This window comes from Pseudomonas sp. AC112, assembly GCF_979253545.1.
On sequence record NZ_CEEDCM010000001.1, the window covers coordinates 5,759,717 to 5,775,009 of the forward strand.

General features: G+C 61.9%; 14 protein-coding genes. 9 read left to right on the forward strand and 5 right to left on the reverse strand.

The genetic code is table 11. From position 1 onward, the window contains the following. Positions 1-24 precede the first annotated feature (24 nt). The 5 genes from AC0IYN_RS26830 (at position 25) to AC0IYN_RS26850 (ending at position 7,309) form a co-directional block, all read left to right on the forward strand. Complete coding sequence (locus AC0IYN_RS26830) at positions 25-876, forward strand: LysR substrate-binding domain-containing protein (protein ID WP_068933497.1); 852 nt, start codon at positions 25-27, stop codon at positions 874-876. A 753-nt stretch (positions 877-1,629) separates the two neighbouring features. Further along, positions 1,630-2,070, forward strand: a complete 441-nt coding sequence (locus AC0IYN_RS26835; protein WP_406599989.1) for a GNAT family N-acetyltransferase — start codon at positions 1,630-1,632, stop codon at positions 2,068-2,070. Further along, positions 2,067-2,660, forward strand: coding sequence for an FMN-dependent NADH-azoreductase (locus tag AC0IYN_RS26840; RefSeq protein ID WP_457240402.1), 594 nt, complete (start codon positions 2,067-2,069; stop codon positions 2,658-2,660). Before AC0IYN_RS26835 ends, AC0IYN_RS26840 begins: the two co-directional genes overlap by 4 nt. Before the next feature lie 59 nt (positions 2,661-2,719). After that, positions 2,720-3,871 (forward strand): MalY/PatB family protein, encoded by a 1,152-nt coding sequence (locus AC0IYN_RS26845; protein WP_406599988.1) that lies wholly within the window; start codon positions 2,720-2,722, stop codon positions 3,869-3,871. 87 nt (positions 3,872-3,958) lie between these two features. After that, a complete protein-coding gene (locus AC0IYN_RS26850) occupies positions 3,959-7,309 on the forward strand; it encodes a hypothetical protein (protein WP_457240401.1) in 3,351 nt (1,116 codons plus the stop codon). 114 nt (positions 7,310-7,423) lie between these two features. Here AC0IYN_RS26850 and AC0IYN_RS26855 read toward each other — a convergent pair whose 3' ends face one another. Continuing rightward, on the reverse strand, positions 7,424-7,639 hold the full coding sequence (locus AC0IYN_RS26855) for a TOBE domain-containing protein (RefSeq protein ID WP_003173733.1): 216 nt from the start codon (positions 7,637-7,639) through the stop codon (positions 7,424-7,426). 318 nt (positions 7,640-7,957) lie between these two features. Between AC0IYN_RS26855 and AC0IYN_RS26860 the strand changes: the two genes are divergently transcribed. The 3 genes from AC0IYN_RS26860 to AC0IYN_RS26870 are packed head-to-tail and all read left to right on the forward strand — an operon-like array spanning position 7,958 to position 10,459. Next, positions 7,958-8,914: an aliphatic sulfonate ABC transporter substrate-binding protein gene (locus AC0IYN_RS26860; protein WP_078048269.1), complete on the forward strand. Its 957-nt coding sequence runs from the start codon at positions 7,958-7,960 to the stop codon at positions 8,912-8,914. Between the two features lie 10 nt (positions 8,915-8,924). Further along, positions 8,925-9,746: an ABC transporter permease gene (locus tag AC0IYN_RS26865; protein ID WP_406599986.1), complete on the forward strand. Its 822-nt coding sequence runs from the start codon at positions 8,925-8,927 to the stop codon at positions 9,744-9,746. Then, positions 9,743-10,459, forward strand: a complete 717-nt coding sequence (locus tag AC0IYN_RS26870; protein ID WP_471844130.1) for an ABC transporter ATP-binding protein — start codon at positions 9,743-9,745, stop codon at positions 10,457-10,459. Before AC0IYN_RS26865 ends, AC0IYN_RS26870 begins: the two co-directional genes overlap by 4 nt. Before the next feature lie 85 nt (positions 10,460-10,544). Here AC0IYN_RS26870 and AC0IYN_RS26875 read toward each other — a convergent pair whose 3' ends face one another. The 4 genes from AC0IYN_RS26875 to AC0IYN_RS26890 form a co-directional block, all read right to left on the reverse strand. After that, positions 10,545-11,471: a FecR domain-containing protein gene (locus tag AC0IYN_RS26875; RefSeq protein WP_471844132.1), complete on the reverse strand. Its 927-nt coding sequence runs from the start codon at positions 11,469-11,471 to the stop codon at positions 10,545-10,547. Beyond that, positions 11,468-11,986 carry a sigma-70 family RNA polymerase sigma factor gene (locus AC0IYN_RS26880; RefSeq protein WP_406599790.1) on the reverse strand — a complete coding sequence of 173 codons (519 nt, stop codon included), beginning with the start codon at positions 11,984-11,986 and terminating at the stop codon, positions 11,468-11,470. Before AC0IYN_RS26880 ends, AC0IYN_RS26875 begins: the two co-directional genes overlap by 4 nt. A gap of 92 nt (positions 11,987-12,078) precedes the next feature. Then, the gene (locus AC0IYN_RS26885) at positions 12,079-12,696 is read right to left on the reverse strand and encodes an LbetaH domain-containing protein (protein WP_471844134.1); all 618 of its coding nucleotides are present in this window, start codon (positions 12,694-12,696) and stop codon (positions 12,079-12,081) included. Between the two features lie 42 nt (positions 12,697-12,738). Further along, positions 12,739-13,815 carry a sigma-54 interaction domain-containing protein gene (locus AC0IYN_RS26890; RefSeq protein ID WP_078048263.1) on the reverse strand — a complete coding sequence of 359 codons (1,077 nt, stop codon included), beginning with the start codon at positions 13,813-13,815 and terminating at the stop codon, positions 12,739-12,741. A 403-nt stretch (positions 13,816-14,218) separates the two neighbouring features. Here AC0IYN_RS26890 and AC0IYN_RS26895 point away from each other — a divergent pair, with 403 nt between their 5' ends. Further along, on the forward strand, positions 14,219-15,286 hold the full coding sequence (locus AC0IYN_RS26895; protein ID WP_471844136.1) for an ABC transporter substrate-binding protein: 1,068 nt from the start codon (positions 14,219-14,221) through the stop codon (positions 15,284-15,286). Positions 15,287-15,293: the final 7 nt, after the last annotated feature.

Genomic DNA, 15,293 nt, shown 5'->3' on the forward strand with positions numbered 1-15,293 from the left:
TAAAAACCGCCTCTGGAGCCGGCCATGTCGACCCTTGACCTTGAACTGCTGCGTACCTTCATTGCCGTGGTCGACCACCACAGCTTCGCCGGCGCCGGCATGCACCTGGCGCGCACCCAATCGTCCGTGACCCAGCATATGCAGCGTCTGGAGCAGCAAGTGGGGGTCAGTCTGTTCGAGAAACGTGGCCGGCAGAAGCAACTGACCGAGCCTGGCTTGCAGTTGCTGCGCCATGCACGGCAGATGCTTTCGTTGAATGACGATGCGTTGAATTCGCTGCGTGAGAGCAGCTTGAGTGGTGTGTTGCGCATTGGCTCACCGCACGATATTGCTGACACGATATTGCCGCCGATCCTCAGTCACATCGCCCGCTCGGCGCCGCGTTTGCGGTTGGAAATCGATGTGGGGCGCAGTCCGTTTTTGATGGATGACTTGCATCGGGGCAAGGTGGACATGGTGATTTCTACGCGGTCCGATCCGAACCTTGAGGGGTTTGCGTTGCGCACGTCGCCGGTGTGGTGGATTTGTTCTGCGCAGTACATTCACCAGCCGAGTGAGCCGTTGCCGTTGATTCTGGTGGATGAGCCGAGCATTTATCGGCGTTATGCGTTGGAGGCGTTGGAGCGGGCGAATATTCCTTGGCGGCAGGCGTATCTGGCTTCGAACCTCATCGGCATCAAGGCCGCCACGCGCGCGGGGTTGGGGGTGACGCCGCGGAGTATGGAGATGTTGGGGCCTGATATGCGGGTGTTGGGGGAGACGGATGGGTTGCCGCGGTTGCCGGAGGTGACGTATTACCTTTGGATTCGGCCGAATACGGCGAATCCGATTGCGCGTAAGGCTTATGATTTGATTCGGGGGAGTCAGGGGTTGTGATTGGGGGCATATCCGTTATTTGGGTGATGGCTGATATGGGTTCCGCCCTTACGGCGGGTCACTTTGGAAAAGCCCCAAAGTAACCAAAGGGCTCTTGCCCCAACACTCGGTACCTCGCCTAGGCTCGGTATGCCCGTAATCCGACAGGTATTTGACGGGGCGCCTAAGATCAAAATCAAAAGCAAGAGCACAGCGGCCTGACAGCCGGCTTGAGTGGTGTGAAGCAAAGGCAGAAGCAAACGCGGTCCTGTAGGAGCCGGCTTGCCGGCGATGGTCTTCAACGATGACGCGGGGAATCAGACAAAACGCGGCGGTGTCACGTTTTTCGCCGGCAAGCCGGCTCCTACAGTGGACCGCGTATCTACGATGCGAAGCGAGTCGCTTTTGATCTTGATCTTGATCTGAGGCGCCCCGTCAAACACGCTGGCCGAACGCAGGCTTGAATCCGTGGGTAACCCGGCAGGACGCCGGGTTAGCCGTCCTGGGCCAAGGATGGCCCATGACGGCGGCCCACGGATTCAAGCCGGAGTGAGGGCACACCGAGCCTAGGCGAGGTGCCGAGTGTTGGGGCAAGAGCCCTTTTGGTTACTTTTGGGGCTCTTTTCCAAAAGTGACCCGCCGTAAGGGCGGAACCATAAGCCGCCGTTACCTAAATAACGGATATGCCCCAACCCACATGTCCAATCATGCCCCTGTCCCACCTCAGCCATACCCACGACAATGGCATATCCCTCACCACACAAAGCCCCCACCATGAATGACCACACCGAATTCGCCCACCTGGAATCCGACGCCGACCTCATCGCCAGCTTCCCAGTAATGCACCAACTGCGCCCCCACCTCACCGACGCCCCCACGTTCGCTGCACAAATCCAGCGCCAACGGCAAAACGGCTATCACCTGCTCGCAGCAAAAGAGCACGGCAAGGTAATAGGCATGGCCGGCTATCGGCTAACCGAAAACACCCTGTATGGCCGCTTCATCTACGTGGATGACCTGGTAATAGACGCCACACAACAACGTCGCCGCCTGGGCGAACAACTGCTCGACCGCGTACGCGAAGAAACCCGCGCCCGCGGCTATCGCTGGCTGGTGCTGGACACCGGCATGCACATGGCCCTGGCCCAACGTTTCTATTTCCGCCAGGGCCTGCTGCCCCTGGGCATGCACTTTTCCCAGGACCTGAGCCAATGACCCGCGCCCTGCTCCTCAGTTTCAGCCCCCACGGCAAAGCCGCGCAAACCTTCAAACTGGCCCGCGCCTTGTTGCGCGACCTGGTCCCCGACGCCGAGGTGACCGAGCGTGACTACGGCGCCCAGGCACTGCCGCCCTTGACCCGTAAATATGCCAACGCGCTGACCACCCCCGGCGCAATCACCAGCAGCGCCACGGCTCTCTCGGAACAGTTGATCGTGGAGTTGGAAGCCTGCGACCTGCTGATCCTGTGCACCCCGGTGCATAATTTCACCGTGCCGGCGGCGCTCAAGGCCTGGATCGACCATGTGGTGCGCATCCAGCGCAGTTTCACGGTGAATGCGCAGTTCGCCAAAGTCGGCTTGCTGCAGGATCGACGCACCTTTGTGCTGGTCAGTTCGGGTAACGCCCGCAAGGGCCATGAGCCGGACTTTCTCACGCCCTACCTGACCGCCATCCTGGCGACAGTGGGCATCCATTCGGTGGATTTCGTGTACCTGCCAGCCATGGTGCGCGGCGAGGAAGCCGTCAACCGCGCCCTGGAACAGGCGCATCGGCAACTGTCGGTGGCAATCAGCTCTGGCCTATAAAAATAATGGCGCTAGAATCAGCGCCATTCCTGCGCCTGACGCCCTGATACGAGCCCCCCATGAGCTTTGATTTCGACACCATCCACCCCCGCCTCGGCACCGGCAGCACCAAGTGGAACCGTTACCCGCAAGACGTGTTGCCGATGTGGATCGCCGACATGGACATCGCCGCCCCACCCGCCGTGCTGAAGGCCCTGCACGCACGCCTCGACCAACAGGTGCTGGGCTACAGCGTCGCGGGGCCGGATGTGCGCGAGGCGATCATTGCCGACCTGTGGAACAAGTACGCCTGGCGCGTGCAGCCGGATGAGTTGCTGTTCCTGCCGGGCGTAGAACCGGGCTTCAACATGGCGCTGCACGCGTTTGTGCAGCCGGGCCAGCCGGTGGTGTTGCAAACCCCTAACTACCGGCCAATCCGCCTGGCGCCGGCACACTGGAACCTGCCGCGCATCGAAGTGCCCTTCGAGCCAGTCAACGGTGAGTACGTCACGCCGATGCCGGCCCTGCGCCAGGCACTGAACGGCGCCGGCGCGCTGCTGCTGAGCAACCCGCACAACCCCGTGGGCAAAGTCTTCCCCCGCGAAGAACTGCTGGCAGTGGCCAATGCCTGCCTGGAACACGGTGCGTTGATCATTTCCGACGAAATCCACGCCGAGCTGTGCTTCGACGGCCGCCGTCACATCCCCACCGCCAGTCTCAGCCCCGAGATCGCCCAGCGCACCATCACGCTGATGTCGGCGAGCAAGGCCTATAACGTCGCCGGCCTGAAGACCTGCTTCGCCGTGGTGCAGAACGCCGAGGTCCGCGAGCGCTTCAACCAGGCCCGGTGCGGCATGGTCGACAGCGTCAGCCCCCTGGGCCTGGAAGCCACCCGCGCCGCCTACAGCGAATGCACTGACTGGCTCGATGCACTGGTGCAGTACCTGCAAGCCAACCGCGACTACCTGCTCGACGCCGTACAAACCCGCCTGCCCGGCGTGGTCATGCAAGCGCCGCAAGGCACCTACCTGGCTTGGCTCGACTGCAGCGCCCTGGGCCTGGATGACCCGCAGCAGTTTTTCCTCGAACAGGCCAAGGTCGGCTTGAGCGCGGGTATCGAATTCGGCGACGACAGCCAACAGTTCGTGCGCCTGAACTTCGGCTGCCCACGGGCGATGCTGGAAGAAGGTCTGCAGCGCATGGAGCGCGCCCTGCGCCACCGCCAGGCCTAATTCACAACTTTTCGCAACGAGCGCCGAACCCCTGCTGTTACTGTTTTTGCCGACCGCCGCAATCGGCAACAGCAGGAGTTCCATGGCATGACGACCCAGCCCCTCGATCGCTCGTCCGACCCCAAAGCCCTTCCCCGCACGCCACCCAAGTCCGGCGCGCCGTTTCACGTGCTGCTCAAGAACAGCGCCAATAACAAGAAGGTCGAGGCCCACGACAAGACACCGTCCGGGCTGGATGCGAGCAAAAAGGACGGCTATGAGCTGGCCGCCAAGGATGCGACTCCACCGCCGGCCCTGGCTGACTACAAGGCCATCGGCCCACCCGATGAGGTCGGCTCCGGGTTGATTCGCTATGAGACCCAGGACGGCAAGAAAGTCATCGTCAGCGAGCACGACAGCCCCGAGCTGTTCAAGCAGGTCAGCCAGGACTTCAAGTCGCTCTCCGGCGTGGTCGCCAGCCAGAACGCCGGCTACCAGAGCCTCGGTGCCGATGGCAGCGCGCCGGCGAAACTCGCCGATTACAAGTCCCTCGGCCCACCGGATGAAACCGGCCCGGGTGTGATCCGCTACGAAACCCAGGACGGCACCAAGGTCGTTATCAGCCAGCGCGACAACCCCGAGGCGTTCCAGAAGGCCAAGGAAGCCTATGAAAGCTTCACCGGCCTGGCGACCAGTGAAGACGCCGGCTACAAGCGCGCCAGTGACAATGAGGTGTGGCCACCCTACGGCGGCACCGCCGTTGGCCCTGTCGATGAAGTCGGCCCAGGCTTGATCCGCTTTGAAAGCAACGGCCAGAAGATGGTCGTGGCTCGCGATGACAACCCCAAGCTATTCGACTACCTGGCGGGCCTGCACGCGGTCTATACCGACCCCGGCAAGAAAGCCGTGGTGGAAGGCGAACTCAATAACGGCGCGGTGCTGGCGGATGCCAACACCCCGGTGCCGGGCCTGAACGACTACAAGAACTTCAGTTGGAACAACGACCAGAAAGACCACATCCTCACCTACGAGCTGCATGACGGCACCAAGGTGGTGGTGTCGTCTGACGTCAGCCCCGAGCTGTTCAAAAGCGTCGCCACCGCCAACGACACCTGGTCAAAAATCCACACCAGCGAGGGCGAAGGCTACAAGCTGGCCGGGCCGAACGACTTCCTGAAGAACACCGACATCACCTTCGGCTCCCCGGATGAGCTGGGCGATGGCCTGATCCGCTACGAAACCAGCGAAGGCAAGGTGATCGTCTCCAAGGAACTCAGCCCGCAGCTCTACGACGATGTGGCCGCCAAGTGGGAAGCCTCCAGCGCCAGTTCGGTGGACGACACCCGCGCCAAGCACAACCTGCCCAAGTCCGGTGAGCTGGATGTGCTGAACATGGACACCGGCGTGCACGCCGATGAAAAGGATGACAAGTCGCCGACCCTCAGCGTCAGCGAACTGGCCACCACCCAATTGATCGACACCTACCGTGCCGGCGTGAAGGATGGCTCGATCCCCAAGGACGACCCACGGGCCAAGCTGGTACGTGCCCTCGAAGCCCAGGCCGCCTACCAGAACGGCCATGGCATCACCGGCTACGAGGAAGCCAAGCGCCCGTTCAACACCACCTGGCGTGAGTTCGATGACAAGCAGACCGAGCTGACCTCGGCCGACATGCACGACATCATCGACGGCAAGGCCGTGCAAAAGCAGATCGGTGAACTGTTCAACGACCCTACCGTGCAGGCCGACTACAAGTCGAAGATGGACGAGGCGATCAACAAACTGCCGAACAAGGACGAGATCAAGCAGAAGCTGCTGGACCTCACCTCCAACCCGGAATACGTGCTGTACCTCAAGGACCTGCAGAGCCAGGGCAAGACCTACGAGGCGCAGAAAGACCTGAGCGACACCCTCACCTCCTTGCAGCTGTTCGACCCGGAGGCGGCGAGCAAGGCGGCGCAGAATATCCAGGCCGACGGCCTGACCACTGACCTCAATGCGATCCTGGCGGACCCGAGCAAGATCTCCGACGAGAACAAGGAGTTGGCCACCAAGGACTTGTTCGGCCTGCTCAAAGGCGTGCTCAAGGGCAACGTCCTGGACTTGCCGCGTCGCACCCAGGAAACCCTGGAAAAATTCCTCAACGAAGGACTGCAAGGCAAGGAAAAATCCGCCGCCGTCACCAAGGCCCTTGAAGAGCTGGGCGACGTGTACAAGAAAAACGGCGTGATCAGCGAAACTGACCTGAAAACCGCGTTGAGCAAACCCTACATCCCCGTGGCGGATCGCGGCATGCTCGGCGAGGTATTCAACACCCTCAACAGCAAGGGCATCCTCGGCTCGCTGGGTGCCGGCGTGAGCCTGTTTTCCGGGATTTACCAGCTGGTCGGCAAGGGCGGCAAGCTTGGTGAAACGCCAGCCCAGCGCATGACCATTGCCAAGGACTTCCTGAGCTTTGCCGGCGGCTCCAGCCACTTCGTGCGCCTGGGCGACAAGATTGGCGAGAGCCTGGGCAAAGGCGGCCTGGTGGACTTCCTTGGGCTGGACAAGACCCTGCCGGAAATCTGGGGCAAGACCGGCATGCAGGAGCCGAATTTCGAGTTCCGCGTCAGCGAATTGCCGTCTGATGTCAAATCCAAGATCGCCACCGCGCTCGACGCCGTGCCGGACAGCCAATACGACGGTATCTCAACGCTGTTCGGCGAGGGCGACAAAGCCGTCACCGAGGCCACCGAAGGCCTGGCCACGCACTTGGATGACGGCCTCGCTGCTGCGGGGGCGGCCAAGCTGGGCGCGTCCAAGTCGGCGAAGATCGCCGGTTCCGTAATCAAGGTACTGGGCCCGGCCACGGACATCGCCGGGGGGTTTGCCGACATCGTGCTGGGTGCGCTGGCGATCAAGAGCGGCGTGAAAGACAAGGACCCCTTGGCCCAGGCGGCCGGTGGCCTGCAAGTGGCCGGCGGTGCGTTCGGCGCCTCTGCCGGGGTACTGGGGGCGGCAGCGCTGTTTGGCGCAGGCACGGCAGCGGCACTCACCGGGCCGTTGTTCCTGGTGGGCGTGGTGCTGGCGGTGGTGGGCGGGATCATCGGCTACTTTGTCGACCACAACAAAAAGCAGAAGGCCACCGAGAAGGAAAACGACTGGTACCGCGACCTGGCGGGCGACGGTCTGTTGCAGGACAACTGGGCCGACAAGGTCGAATACGCCCACTACGAGATCCACCATTACGGTGGCCGTGACGCGCCGACCGATGACAGCATCTTCCGCTTCCAGCAATCGGAGTGGGAACACTTTGACGAAACGCCGCAAAAAGGCGGCTCGTCGAGCAATCGCCTGGATGGCGGCTTGCACAAGGACTACAAGGATCCGAACGAGAAACCCAAGAACCTGCCCAGCGATGCCCCGCCGGAAAGACCGCAGCCCCATCCACCCGGCGGTTCAGGCCCGAAAATCGCCTGACGACTCGCACCCCCTGTAGGAGCCGGCTTGCCGGCGATGGCGACCGCAAGATCAACGTTGATCCTGCTGGACTCATCGCCGGCAAGCCGGCTCCTACATGGGGTGTGCGGGGTTTTAGAGTTTGGCGATGGACACTTCGGTGGACTTCACAAAGGCAATCACTTCACTGCCCACTTTCAATTCCAGGTCACGCACCGAGCGGGTGGTGATCACCGAAGTAACGATGCCGGACGCGGTCTGTACGTCGATTTCCGACACCACTTCCCCCAGTAGGATCTCCTTGATCACGCCCTTGAACTGGTTGCGCACGTTGATCGCTTTAATGGTCATGTCGGCTTTCCTTTTGGCTGTTGGGTCAATCCGCACGAATGCGCAGGCCCTCAAAATGCGCCATCGACGAAGACATTAAAAGGAATATATAACTCTTTATTTATTCGATACAGATATATGCAAGCTGTTGCACCACCGACAGTTGATCAACAGTTTGCCCGTTCCCGCTACAGCCTCATCCTCCGCAAGCCCAGCAAACACGCGTCCGATAGAGATGGCACAGAGACTGCATATTCCTGAAAAGCATGATGGAACATGCCGATTCATTTTTCTGAATATAAGAAAAACCTTCTCTCAACGCCTTGCCGGAGCTGTTCCATGAAACCCTTCACCCAACGCTTACTCGGCGCCTGCGCGCTCGCCCTGTGCCTGCAACCCCTGGCCCATGCCGCCGAAACCGATCCCGCCGAAGTCAATCTGGACTATGCCTACTACTCACCCGTCAGCCTGGTGCTCAAGCATTTCGGCTGGCTGGAACAAGCCTTGCCGCAATCCAAGGTGGGCTGGGTATTGAGCCAGGGCAGCAACCGCTCCCTGGAATACCTCAACAGTGGCGGTGTGGATTTTGCCTCGTCAGCCAGCCTCTCCGCCGTACTGAGCCGCGCCAATGGCAGCCCGATCAAGTCGGTGTACGTCTACAGCCGCGCCGAATGGACCGCCCTGGTGGTGCGCAAGGATTCGCCATTCAAGAGCGTCACCGACCTGAAAGGCAAGAAGATCGCCGCCACCAAAGGCACTGACCCGTACCTGTTCACCCTGCGCAGCCTGCAAAAGGCCGGGCTGAAAAAGGACGATGTGGAACTGGTGCACCTGCAGCACCCGGATGGCCGCACCGCCCTGGAGAAAGGTGACGTAGACGCCTGGGCCGGCCTCGACCCGCACATGGCCGCCAGCGAAATCCAGGCCGGTTCGCGCCTGCTGTACCGCAACAAGGATTTCAACAGCTACGGCGTGGTCAGCGTCACCGAGAAGTTCGCCAAAGCGCATCCGCAGACCATCACCAAAGTGCTGGGCGCGTATGAAAAAGCCCGGGACTGGGCGGTGAAACACCCGGATGAATTCGCCAAGCTGCTGGCCGACGAGTCTGGCCTGCCGCTGGAAGTGGCCAAGCTGCAACTCTCGCGTACCGACCTGAGCACACCGTTCTTGAGCAGCAAGGATGTAGTGTCGTCCAAAGCGGCGGCACCGATCCTGGTGTCCGAAGAGTTAGTGCGCAAAGGCGTGAATGTGGATCAGGTGATCGACCAGTTGATCGACACCTCGTTCGGCCACTAAGGAGCGCGTGATGACCAGCAAAACCCAAACATTGTCCCTGGCAACACCCGTGACGATCAACCGCAGTGCCTGGCCGAGGCGGCTCAAGGGCCTGGTGTTGCCGGTGCTGATCCTGCTGGTGCTGGAGGTGGTGGTTCGGGTGGGCTGGCTGCCGTCGTACCAGATGCCGGCGCCCAGTGAGATCGCCGTGACCCTCACGGATCTCGCTGAAGGGGCGTTGTGGAAACACATCAGTGCCAGTCTCGGCCGCGTGCTGCTGGGCTTCGCCATTGGCGCCAGCCTGGCGTTGGTATTTGCCGCCTGGGTCGGCTTGAGCCGTGAGGCCGAAGCCTATCTGGAACCGACCTTCGCCGGGCTGCGCTCGATCCCGAGCCTGGCCTGGGTGCCGCTATTGCTGCTGTGGCTGGGCATCGACGAGACGTCGAAGATCGTGCTGATTGCCATCGGCGCGTTTTTCCCGGTGTACCTCAATGGTGTCGCCGCCATTCGTGATATCGACCGCAAGCTGGTGGAAGTCGGGCAAATGTATGGCTTCAGTCGCTGGCGCCTGGTGCGGCGCATCTTGTTGCCGGCCGCCCTGCCCGGCCTGTTTACCGGGTTGCGCAGCGGCTTGAGCCTGGCGTGGATGTTTCTGGTGGCGGCGGAGTTGATCGCGGCCACCAAGGGCCTGGGTTACTTGCTCAGCGATGGGCGTGAAACTTCACGGCCGGACATCGTGCTGGCGGCGATCATCGTGTTGGCGCTGCTGGGCAAAGTCAGTGATGGCCTGCTCGCCGCGCTGGAAAAGCGCTGCCTGGCCTGGCGAGACACATTCCAGGGAGCAGCACAATGAGCACGCAATCGCTGTTGGACATTCACGTCGCGCGTAAAAGCTTCGCCAGCACTACCGTGCTGAAAGACGTGCGCCTGGCCCTGCAACCTCGGGAAGCCGTGAGCCTGCTGGGCCCCAGTGGTTGTGGCAAAAGCACTTTGCTGCGCATCGTCGCCGGCCTGGAAAAAGACTTCCAGGGCGAACTGCGCAGCCCCGATGGCGAAGTCGCCTTTGTGTTCCAGGAGCCCCGGCTGATGCCCTGGCTCACGGTGGAACAGAACATCGGTTTCAGCGATGACAAGCACTACGACAAGGCCTGGGTTACGCAACTGATCGACGAAGTCGGCCTCAAGGGGTTTGCCCAGGCATTGCCCAAGGCGTTGTCCGGCGGCATGGCGCAACGGGTGGCCATCGCACGGGGCCTGTATTCACGCCCGCAGGTGTTGCTGCTGGATGAACCCTTCAGCGCGGTGGATGCCTTTACCCGCATGAAGCTGCAGGACCTGCTGCTGCAATTGGCCGAACACCATGCCATCGCCCTGCTGTTGGTGACCCATGATGTGGACGAGGCGCTGTACCTGAGTGACCGGGTGCTGGTGATGGACAACCGGCCGAGCAGTATTCGCCAGGCGCTTGCGGTGGATTTGCCCCACCCCAGGGACCGGCGTGATCCGCTGTTGGCGCAGCTCAAGGCGCTGTCCTTGACCGAGCTGCAACGCGCCCACGTTATCTGACCCCACCCTTGTAGGAGCCCGGCTTGCCGGCGATGGCGATTTTGAGGACGCCATCGCCGGCAAGCCGGGCTCCTACCGGGGGGTGTCAGGTCAGGGAGTTGCGCGGCGTGAGGGTGACCCAATAGCGCGTGCGTGCGTGCAATTGCAGCCCTAGGGTCGAGGCCAGCAGGTTGAGGATGCGGTCAGTTTCGTCCAGGCGAAAACTGCCGGTAACCCGCAGACTTTCCAGGCTCGGCTCCCAACGCAACACACCCGGCCGGTAACGCTCCAGCTCCCGCAGGAAGTCACCCAGCGCCTGGTTCTGCGCGGTCAGCACACCGTCGCGCCAGCCCAGTTGCAATACATCAAACGGCGCCCAGGCACCCAGCCCATCGGCGTTCAGCGGCGCTTGCTGCCCACCCTGCAGCGTTGCCCTGTGTCCGCTCAGGTCGCGCACCTGGACCGCGCCCTTGAGCACCGACACCAGGCAGCCGCTGGCCAGTTGGCGTACGCACACTTCGGCTTGGCTGACGCTCAACTCGCCATAGCGGGTCTGTACGGTCATGGCCGTGCCACCGGGTAGATTCAGCGCCAACTCACCGTCCACCAGGGTGATGCGCCGCTGCGCCAGGTCCATATCCACCGCTGTCGCGGTATTGAGTTGCAGGCTACCGCCGTCGGCCAATGGCATGCGTTTACGCTCGCCGGTGGCGGTGTGCAGGTCGGCGCGCCATGCCTCGAGGGGCAATTGACGGCTGACCAGCCAGGCGGTCGGCACCAGTGCAGCGATACCCAGGGCACGCTTGAGCACGGCACGGCGTCCCGGTTGCGGACGGTCGAGGCTGGCCATCGCCAAGGCCTGGGGCAAGTCGCTGAAACGCTGGCGCAGGGTCTGGGCTTTTTGCCAGGTCTGTTCATGCTGGGGATGGCTGTCGCGCCAGTGCTGCAACGCGGCGTGATCGCGCTCGGAGGCTGCGCCGGACTCCAGCAGCGCCAGCCACTGCGCGGCGGCACGGGCAACGTCACGACTCACAGGTCCACCAGCAGGCAATGCTCGTAGGCCTGGGCCATGTAGCGTTTGACCGTGCGCTCGGACACGTCCAGGCGTTCGGCGATCTGCCGATAGCCCAGGCCTTCCAGTTGGCTCCACAGGAACGCGCGGCGCACCAGCACCGGCAGGCCATCGAGCAACTCGTCCAGGGCTTGCAGGGTTTCCAGCACCAGCCAGCGCTGCTCGGGCGACGGCACGCAGGCTTCCGGCAGGCTCGCCAAGGCATTCAGGTAGGCCTGCTCAAGGCTACGGCGCTGATGGAAATTCACCAGCAGGCGCTTGCCGACGGTCACCAGATAAGCGCGCGGCTCCTGCATCTGCGCGATCGGCTGGGCGCTGGCGAGCACCCGCAAGAACGTATCCTGGCTCAGGTCCGCAGCATCCCAGGCATTGCCCAGGCGCCGACGCAGCCAGTTTTCCAGCCAGCTACGGTGGTCGCGATACAGGCTCGACAGCGTGAGTTCGGGGGCGTGGGTCGGAACAACAGCATCATTCATGGCTAGCGACCTGCGCGGCGCGAGTGAGTCTCAAATGAGATTCATTCTATTTAATATCGTGCCGACACACCATGCCCTTTTCAACATTGCGTTTATACGCAGGCTTCTCCATCAAACACCTGCCCGCGTCCTACCACACTCCCCGGCGTGAGTACCGCCCCCGGCGCCAGTACGGCATTGGCGCCGATACGGCACTGGTCACCGAGCAACGCGCCAAATTTGTCGCAACCGGTGCGCTGCAAGGTGCCGTCGACCCGCACCCGCACTTCCTTGTCATCGCGTTCATTGCGGTAGTTGGCGACGATGCTCCCCGCCTCCAGATTGATCCCGTGGCCCAGCACGGAATCACCGACAAAATTGAAGTGCGCCAGTTTGCCGCCGCTGAACATGAAGGAGGTTTTCAATTCGGAACCGGGGCCGATGATGCAATGCTCATCCAGCCAGCATCCGCCCCGCAACAGCGAACCGCTGGCGATAAAGCAATGCGCGCCGATGATCAGGGGCGGCTTGAGCAACGCGCCTGCCTCCACAGTGGCGGTACGGTGGATGGCGATTTCATCCTGGATGACGTATTCGTCGGCGGGCAGTTCAGCCAACAACTGGCGAACGACCGCAGGCGCCTGGGTGGCCAGTGCCCAGGGCGTCAGCGCAGCCCAGGGCGCCAGCACCGAGTCGCAAATATAGGCGATGTAGTCAGCAAGTCGGATCAACGTCGAACCCTCCAGCGGTCAGGGAAGTTCGAAAACCTAGCATTACTGACCGTCGAGTAACACCGGCTTGCCCAGTTCGCCGATTTTTTCCAGGCGCGCGCGCACGATATTGCGGCTGATATTCAGCAAGCGGCCGGTCTGCAGCTGATTGCCGTGGCAGTAGCGATAAGCCGCGCGAAAAATCGTCTCTTCGATGTGTTCGTAGAGGTCGGGAATGTTCTGCTCGAACAAGGCATTCAGCGCGCTTTCCAGATCCACGGGCCCGCTCAGGGCCGGCGGCGCGTGGTTGGCTTCGTCCTGGCGAATGCCCGAGGAACGCATGTCCACCAGGTGCAAATCCGCCGGCTGTACGCGCTGGTTGCGGCACACCAGCAAGGCGTGGTGAATCGCGTTTTCCAGCTCACGGATGTTGCCCGGCCAACTGTGTTCGAGCATCTTGCGCTCGGCTTCCAGACTCAGGCTCGCACGGTTGTAGCCCAGGCGCTGGCAGTGTTCTTCGAGGAAGAACTCGGCCAGCGGCAGGATATCCCCCGGACGTTCACGCAGCGGTGGCAGGCGGATAGTGGCGACGTGTAAACGGTAGAACAAGTCCTCGCGAAAATGCCCGGCCACCACCGCGTCGGCCAGGTTGACGTTGGTGGCCGCCACCAGCCGCACGTTGATCGGAATCGGCGTGCGCGAACCCAGGCGCACCACTTCACGTTCCTGCAGCACGCGCAGCAATTTGACCTGCATGTTCAGCGGCAAATCACCGATCTCATCAAGGAACAACGTGCCGCCATTGGCCGCTTCGAACCAACCAGCCTTGTGGGTGGTGGCGCCGGTAAACGCGCCCTTTTCATGGCCGAACAGTTCGCTTTCCACCAGGGTTTCGGCAAACGCACCGCAGTTGACTGCGACAAAGGGTTCACGGCCACGACGGCTCAGATTGTGGATATGCCGCGCGACCAATTCCTTGCCGGTGCCCGTCTCGCCGATGATCAAGGTGTTGGCTTCACTGGGCGCCAGGCGCTCGATGCGCGCGAGTAATTCCTGTGAGCGCGGGTCCTTGAAGACCAGCACGGTGGCACGCACCGACTTGGTCAATTCGCGGGCGTTGGGATGGGTGATCAGCGACATGGTGCATTCCTGGCATTAAAAGCGCGTGCTCAATAGTGCATGAAGTTTTCTATACCATTTAATTATTAATTAATATTTATATATTCCCTGATCGAATATACCAACACCCCGCCCATGGACTGCTGCTGGAGCAGCAATCGGCCAGCACTTGCGTGTTTGCACATCAGCAGCGGGGGTGAGGCGGCATCCGCGCAGCTACCGCTGAAACCCTTGCAGCATGCTGCCTAGAGCGATTTTCCCAGCGACTGGCATGCAATCTGCTCTCTTCCTGCCAACACAATTCCCGTGTAGGAGCCGGCTTGCCGGCGAGAGCGTTTTTTCAGGCGCTGCAAGGCTCAACGGTCTCATCGCCGGCAAGCCGGCTCCTACAGGGGGGTTGTCCATTCAGGTAGGGAGAACGCCCATGAAAAACCTTTGGCGCAAGACCGTCGCGGCGCTGTTCGGGGTGCTGGCATTCAGCACGGTCCACGCTGAGCCGGCCTCGGTAAAAATCGCCATCGTCGCCTTTACCCAAGGCGGTAAACCGGTATTCGGCGGCATCGCCGGGCGGGTGATCGAAGAGGGATGGCTGGAAGCGCAATTGCGCGAGCGCGGCGTGAAGCTTGAGTGGATCGCCCTGCCCCACGCCGGCGCCGGTCCGCAGATCAACGAAGGTTTCAGCAACAACAGCCTGGACTTCGCCGTACGCGGCGACTTGCCCTCGGTGATCGCCGGGGCCGGTGGTGTGCCGGGCAAGCTGATCGTGCCCGGCGGCAGCGGCAACAACATCTACCTGGTGGTGCCCGAAGGTTCCAGCGCCAAGACCATCGAAGACCTCAAGGGTAAGCGCCTGGCGCTGCACCGGGGGCGACCATGGGAGTTTGCGTTCAGTAACTTCCTGGCCAGCAAGGGCTTGAAGCTCGACGACTTCAAGATCGCCAACCTCAACCCGCAGGTCGGCGCGGCGGCGGTGTCGGCCGGCAAGGTCGATGCGGCCATGCTGCTCAGCGAAGCCTATGCCCTGGAAGACAAAGGCGTGGGCAAGATCATCTGGTCGACCAAGCAAGGCAGCAATGACTGGCGCCTGGTCTCCGATTTATGGGGCACCGACACCTTCGTCCAGCAGCACCCGGACATCACTCAATTACTCGCAACCGCTTGGGTCAAGGCCGCCTGGTGGATTTCCCAAGCACAGAACCAGGATGCCTATTACCAGCTGTCCTCCCGCGCCGGCACCGCCGAAAGCGTGCTGCGCCGCGACGACCAGAACGACCCAGTGGCCTGGAAAGAACGCTGGGCGCCAAAAAGCGATGCGCAACTCAAGGCCCACTACCAGGCGCTGACCGCCTACGCCCTGGCCAACCACCTGATTCGAGATACCTACGACATCGGCCCGTCTCTGGCCACCGGCTTCACTAACCAGGCCCTGATCGACCTGAAACTCACCGACTACTGGCCGGCCCTGCGCGGCCAGGTCAGCACTAATCCTTGATAGGGAA

Bases quoted from the DNA above. Each gene is read 5' to 3' on its own strand.
- AC0IYN_RS26895 (WP_471844136.1), top strand. From the start codon at position 14,219: ATGAAAAACCTTTGGCGCAAGACCGTCGCGGCGCTGTTCGGGGTGCTG.
- AC0IYN_RS26840 (WP_457240402.1), top strand. From the start codon at position 2,067: ATGACCCGCGCCCTGCTCCTCAGTTTCAGCCCCCACGGCAAAGCCGCG.
- AC0IYN_RS26860 (WP_078048269.1), top strand. From the start codon at position 7,958: ATGAAACCCTTCACCCAACGCTTACTCGGCGCCTGCGCGCTCGCCCTG.
- AC0IYN_RS26850 (WP_457240401.1), top strand. From the start codon at position 3,959: ATGACGACCCAGCCCCTCGATCGCTCGTCCGACCCCAAAGCCCTTCCC.
- AC0IYN_RS26835 (WP_406599989.1), top strand. From the start codon at position 1,630: ATGAATGACCACACCGAATTCGCCCACCTGGAATCCGACGCCGACCTC.
- AC0IYN_RS26830 (WP_068933497.1), top strand. From the start codon at position 25: ATGTCGACCCTTGACCTTGAACTGCTGCGTACCTTCATTGCCGTGGTC.
- AC0IYN_RS26845 (WP_406599988.1), top strand. From the start codon at position 2,720: ATGAGCTTTGATTTCGACACCATCCACCCCCGCCTCGGCACCGGCAGC.
- AC0IYN_RS26870 (WP_471844130.1), top strand. From the start codon at position 9,743: ATGAGCACGCAATCGCTGTTGGACATTCACGTCGCGCGTAAAAGCTTC.
- AC0IYN_RS26855 (WP_003173733.1), bottom strand. From the start codon at position 7,639: ATGACCATTAAAGCGATCAACGTGCGCAACCAGTTCAAGGGCGTGATC.
- AC0IYN_RS26880 (WP_406599790.1), bottom strand. From the start codon at position 11,986: ATGAATGATGCTGTTGTTCCGACCCACGCCCCCGAACTCACGCTGTCG.
- AC0IYN_RS26865 (WP_406599986.1), top strand. From the start codon at position 8,925: ATGACCAGCAAAACCCAAACATTGTCCCTGGCAACACCCGTGACGATC.
- AC0IYN_RS26890 (WP_078048263.1), bottom strand. From the start codon at position 13,815: ATGTCGCTGATCACCCATCCCAACGCCCGCGAATTGACCAAGTCGGTG.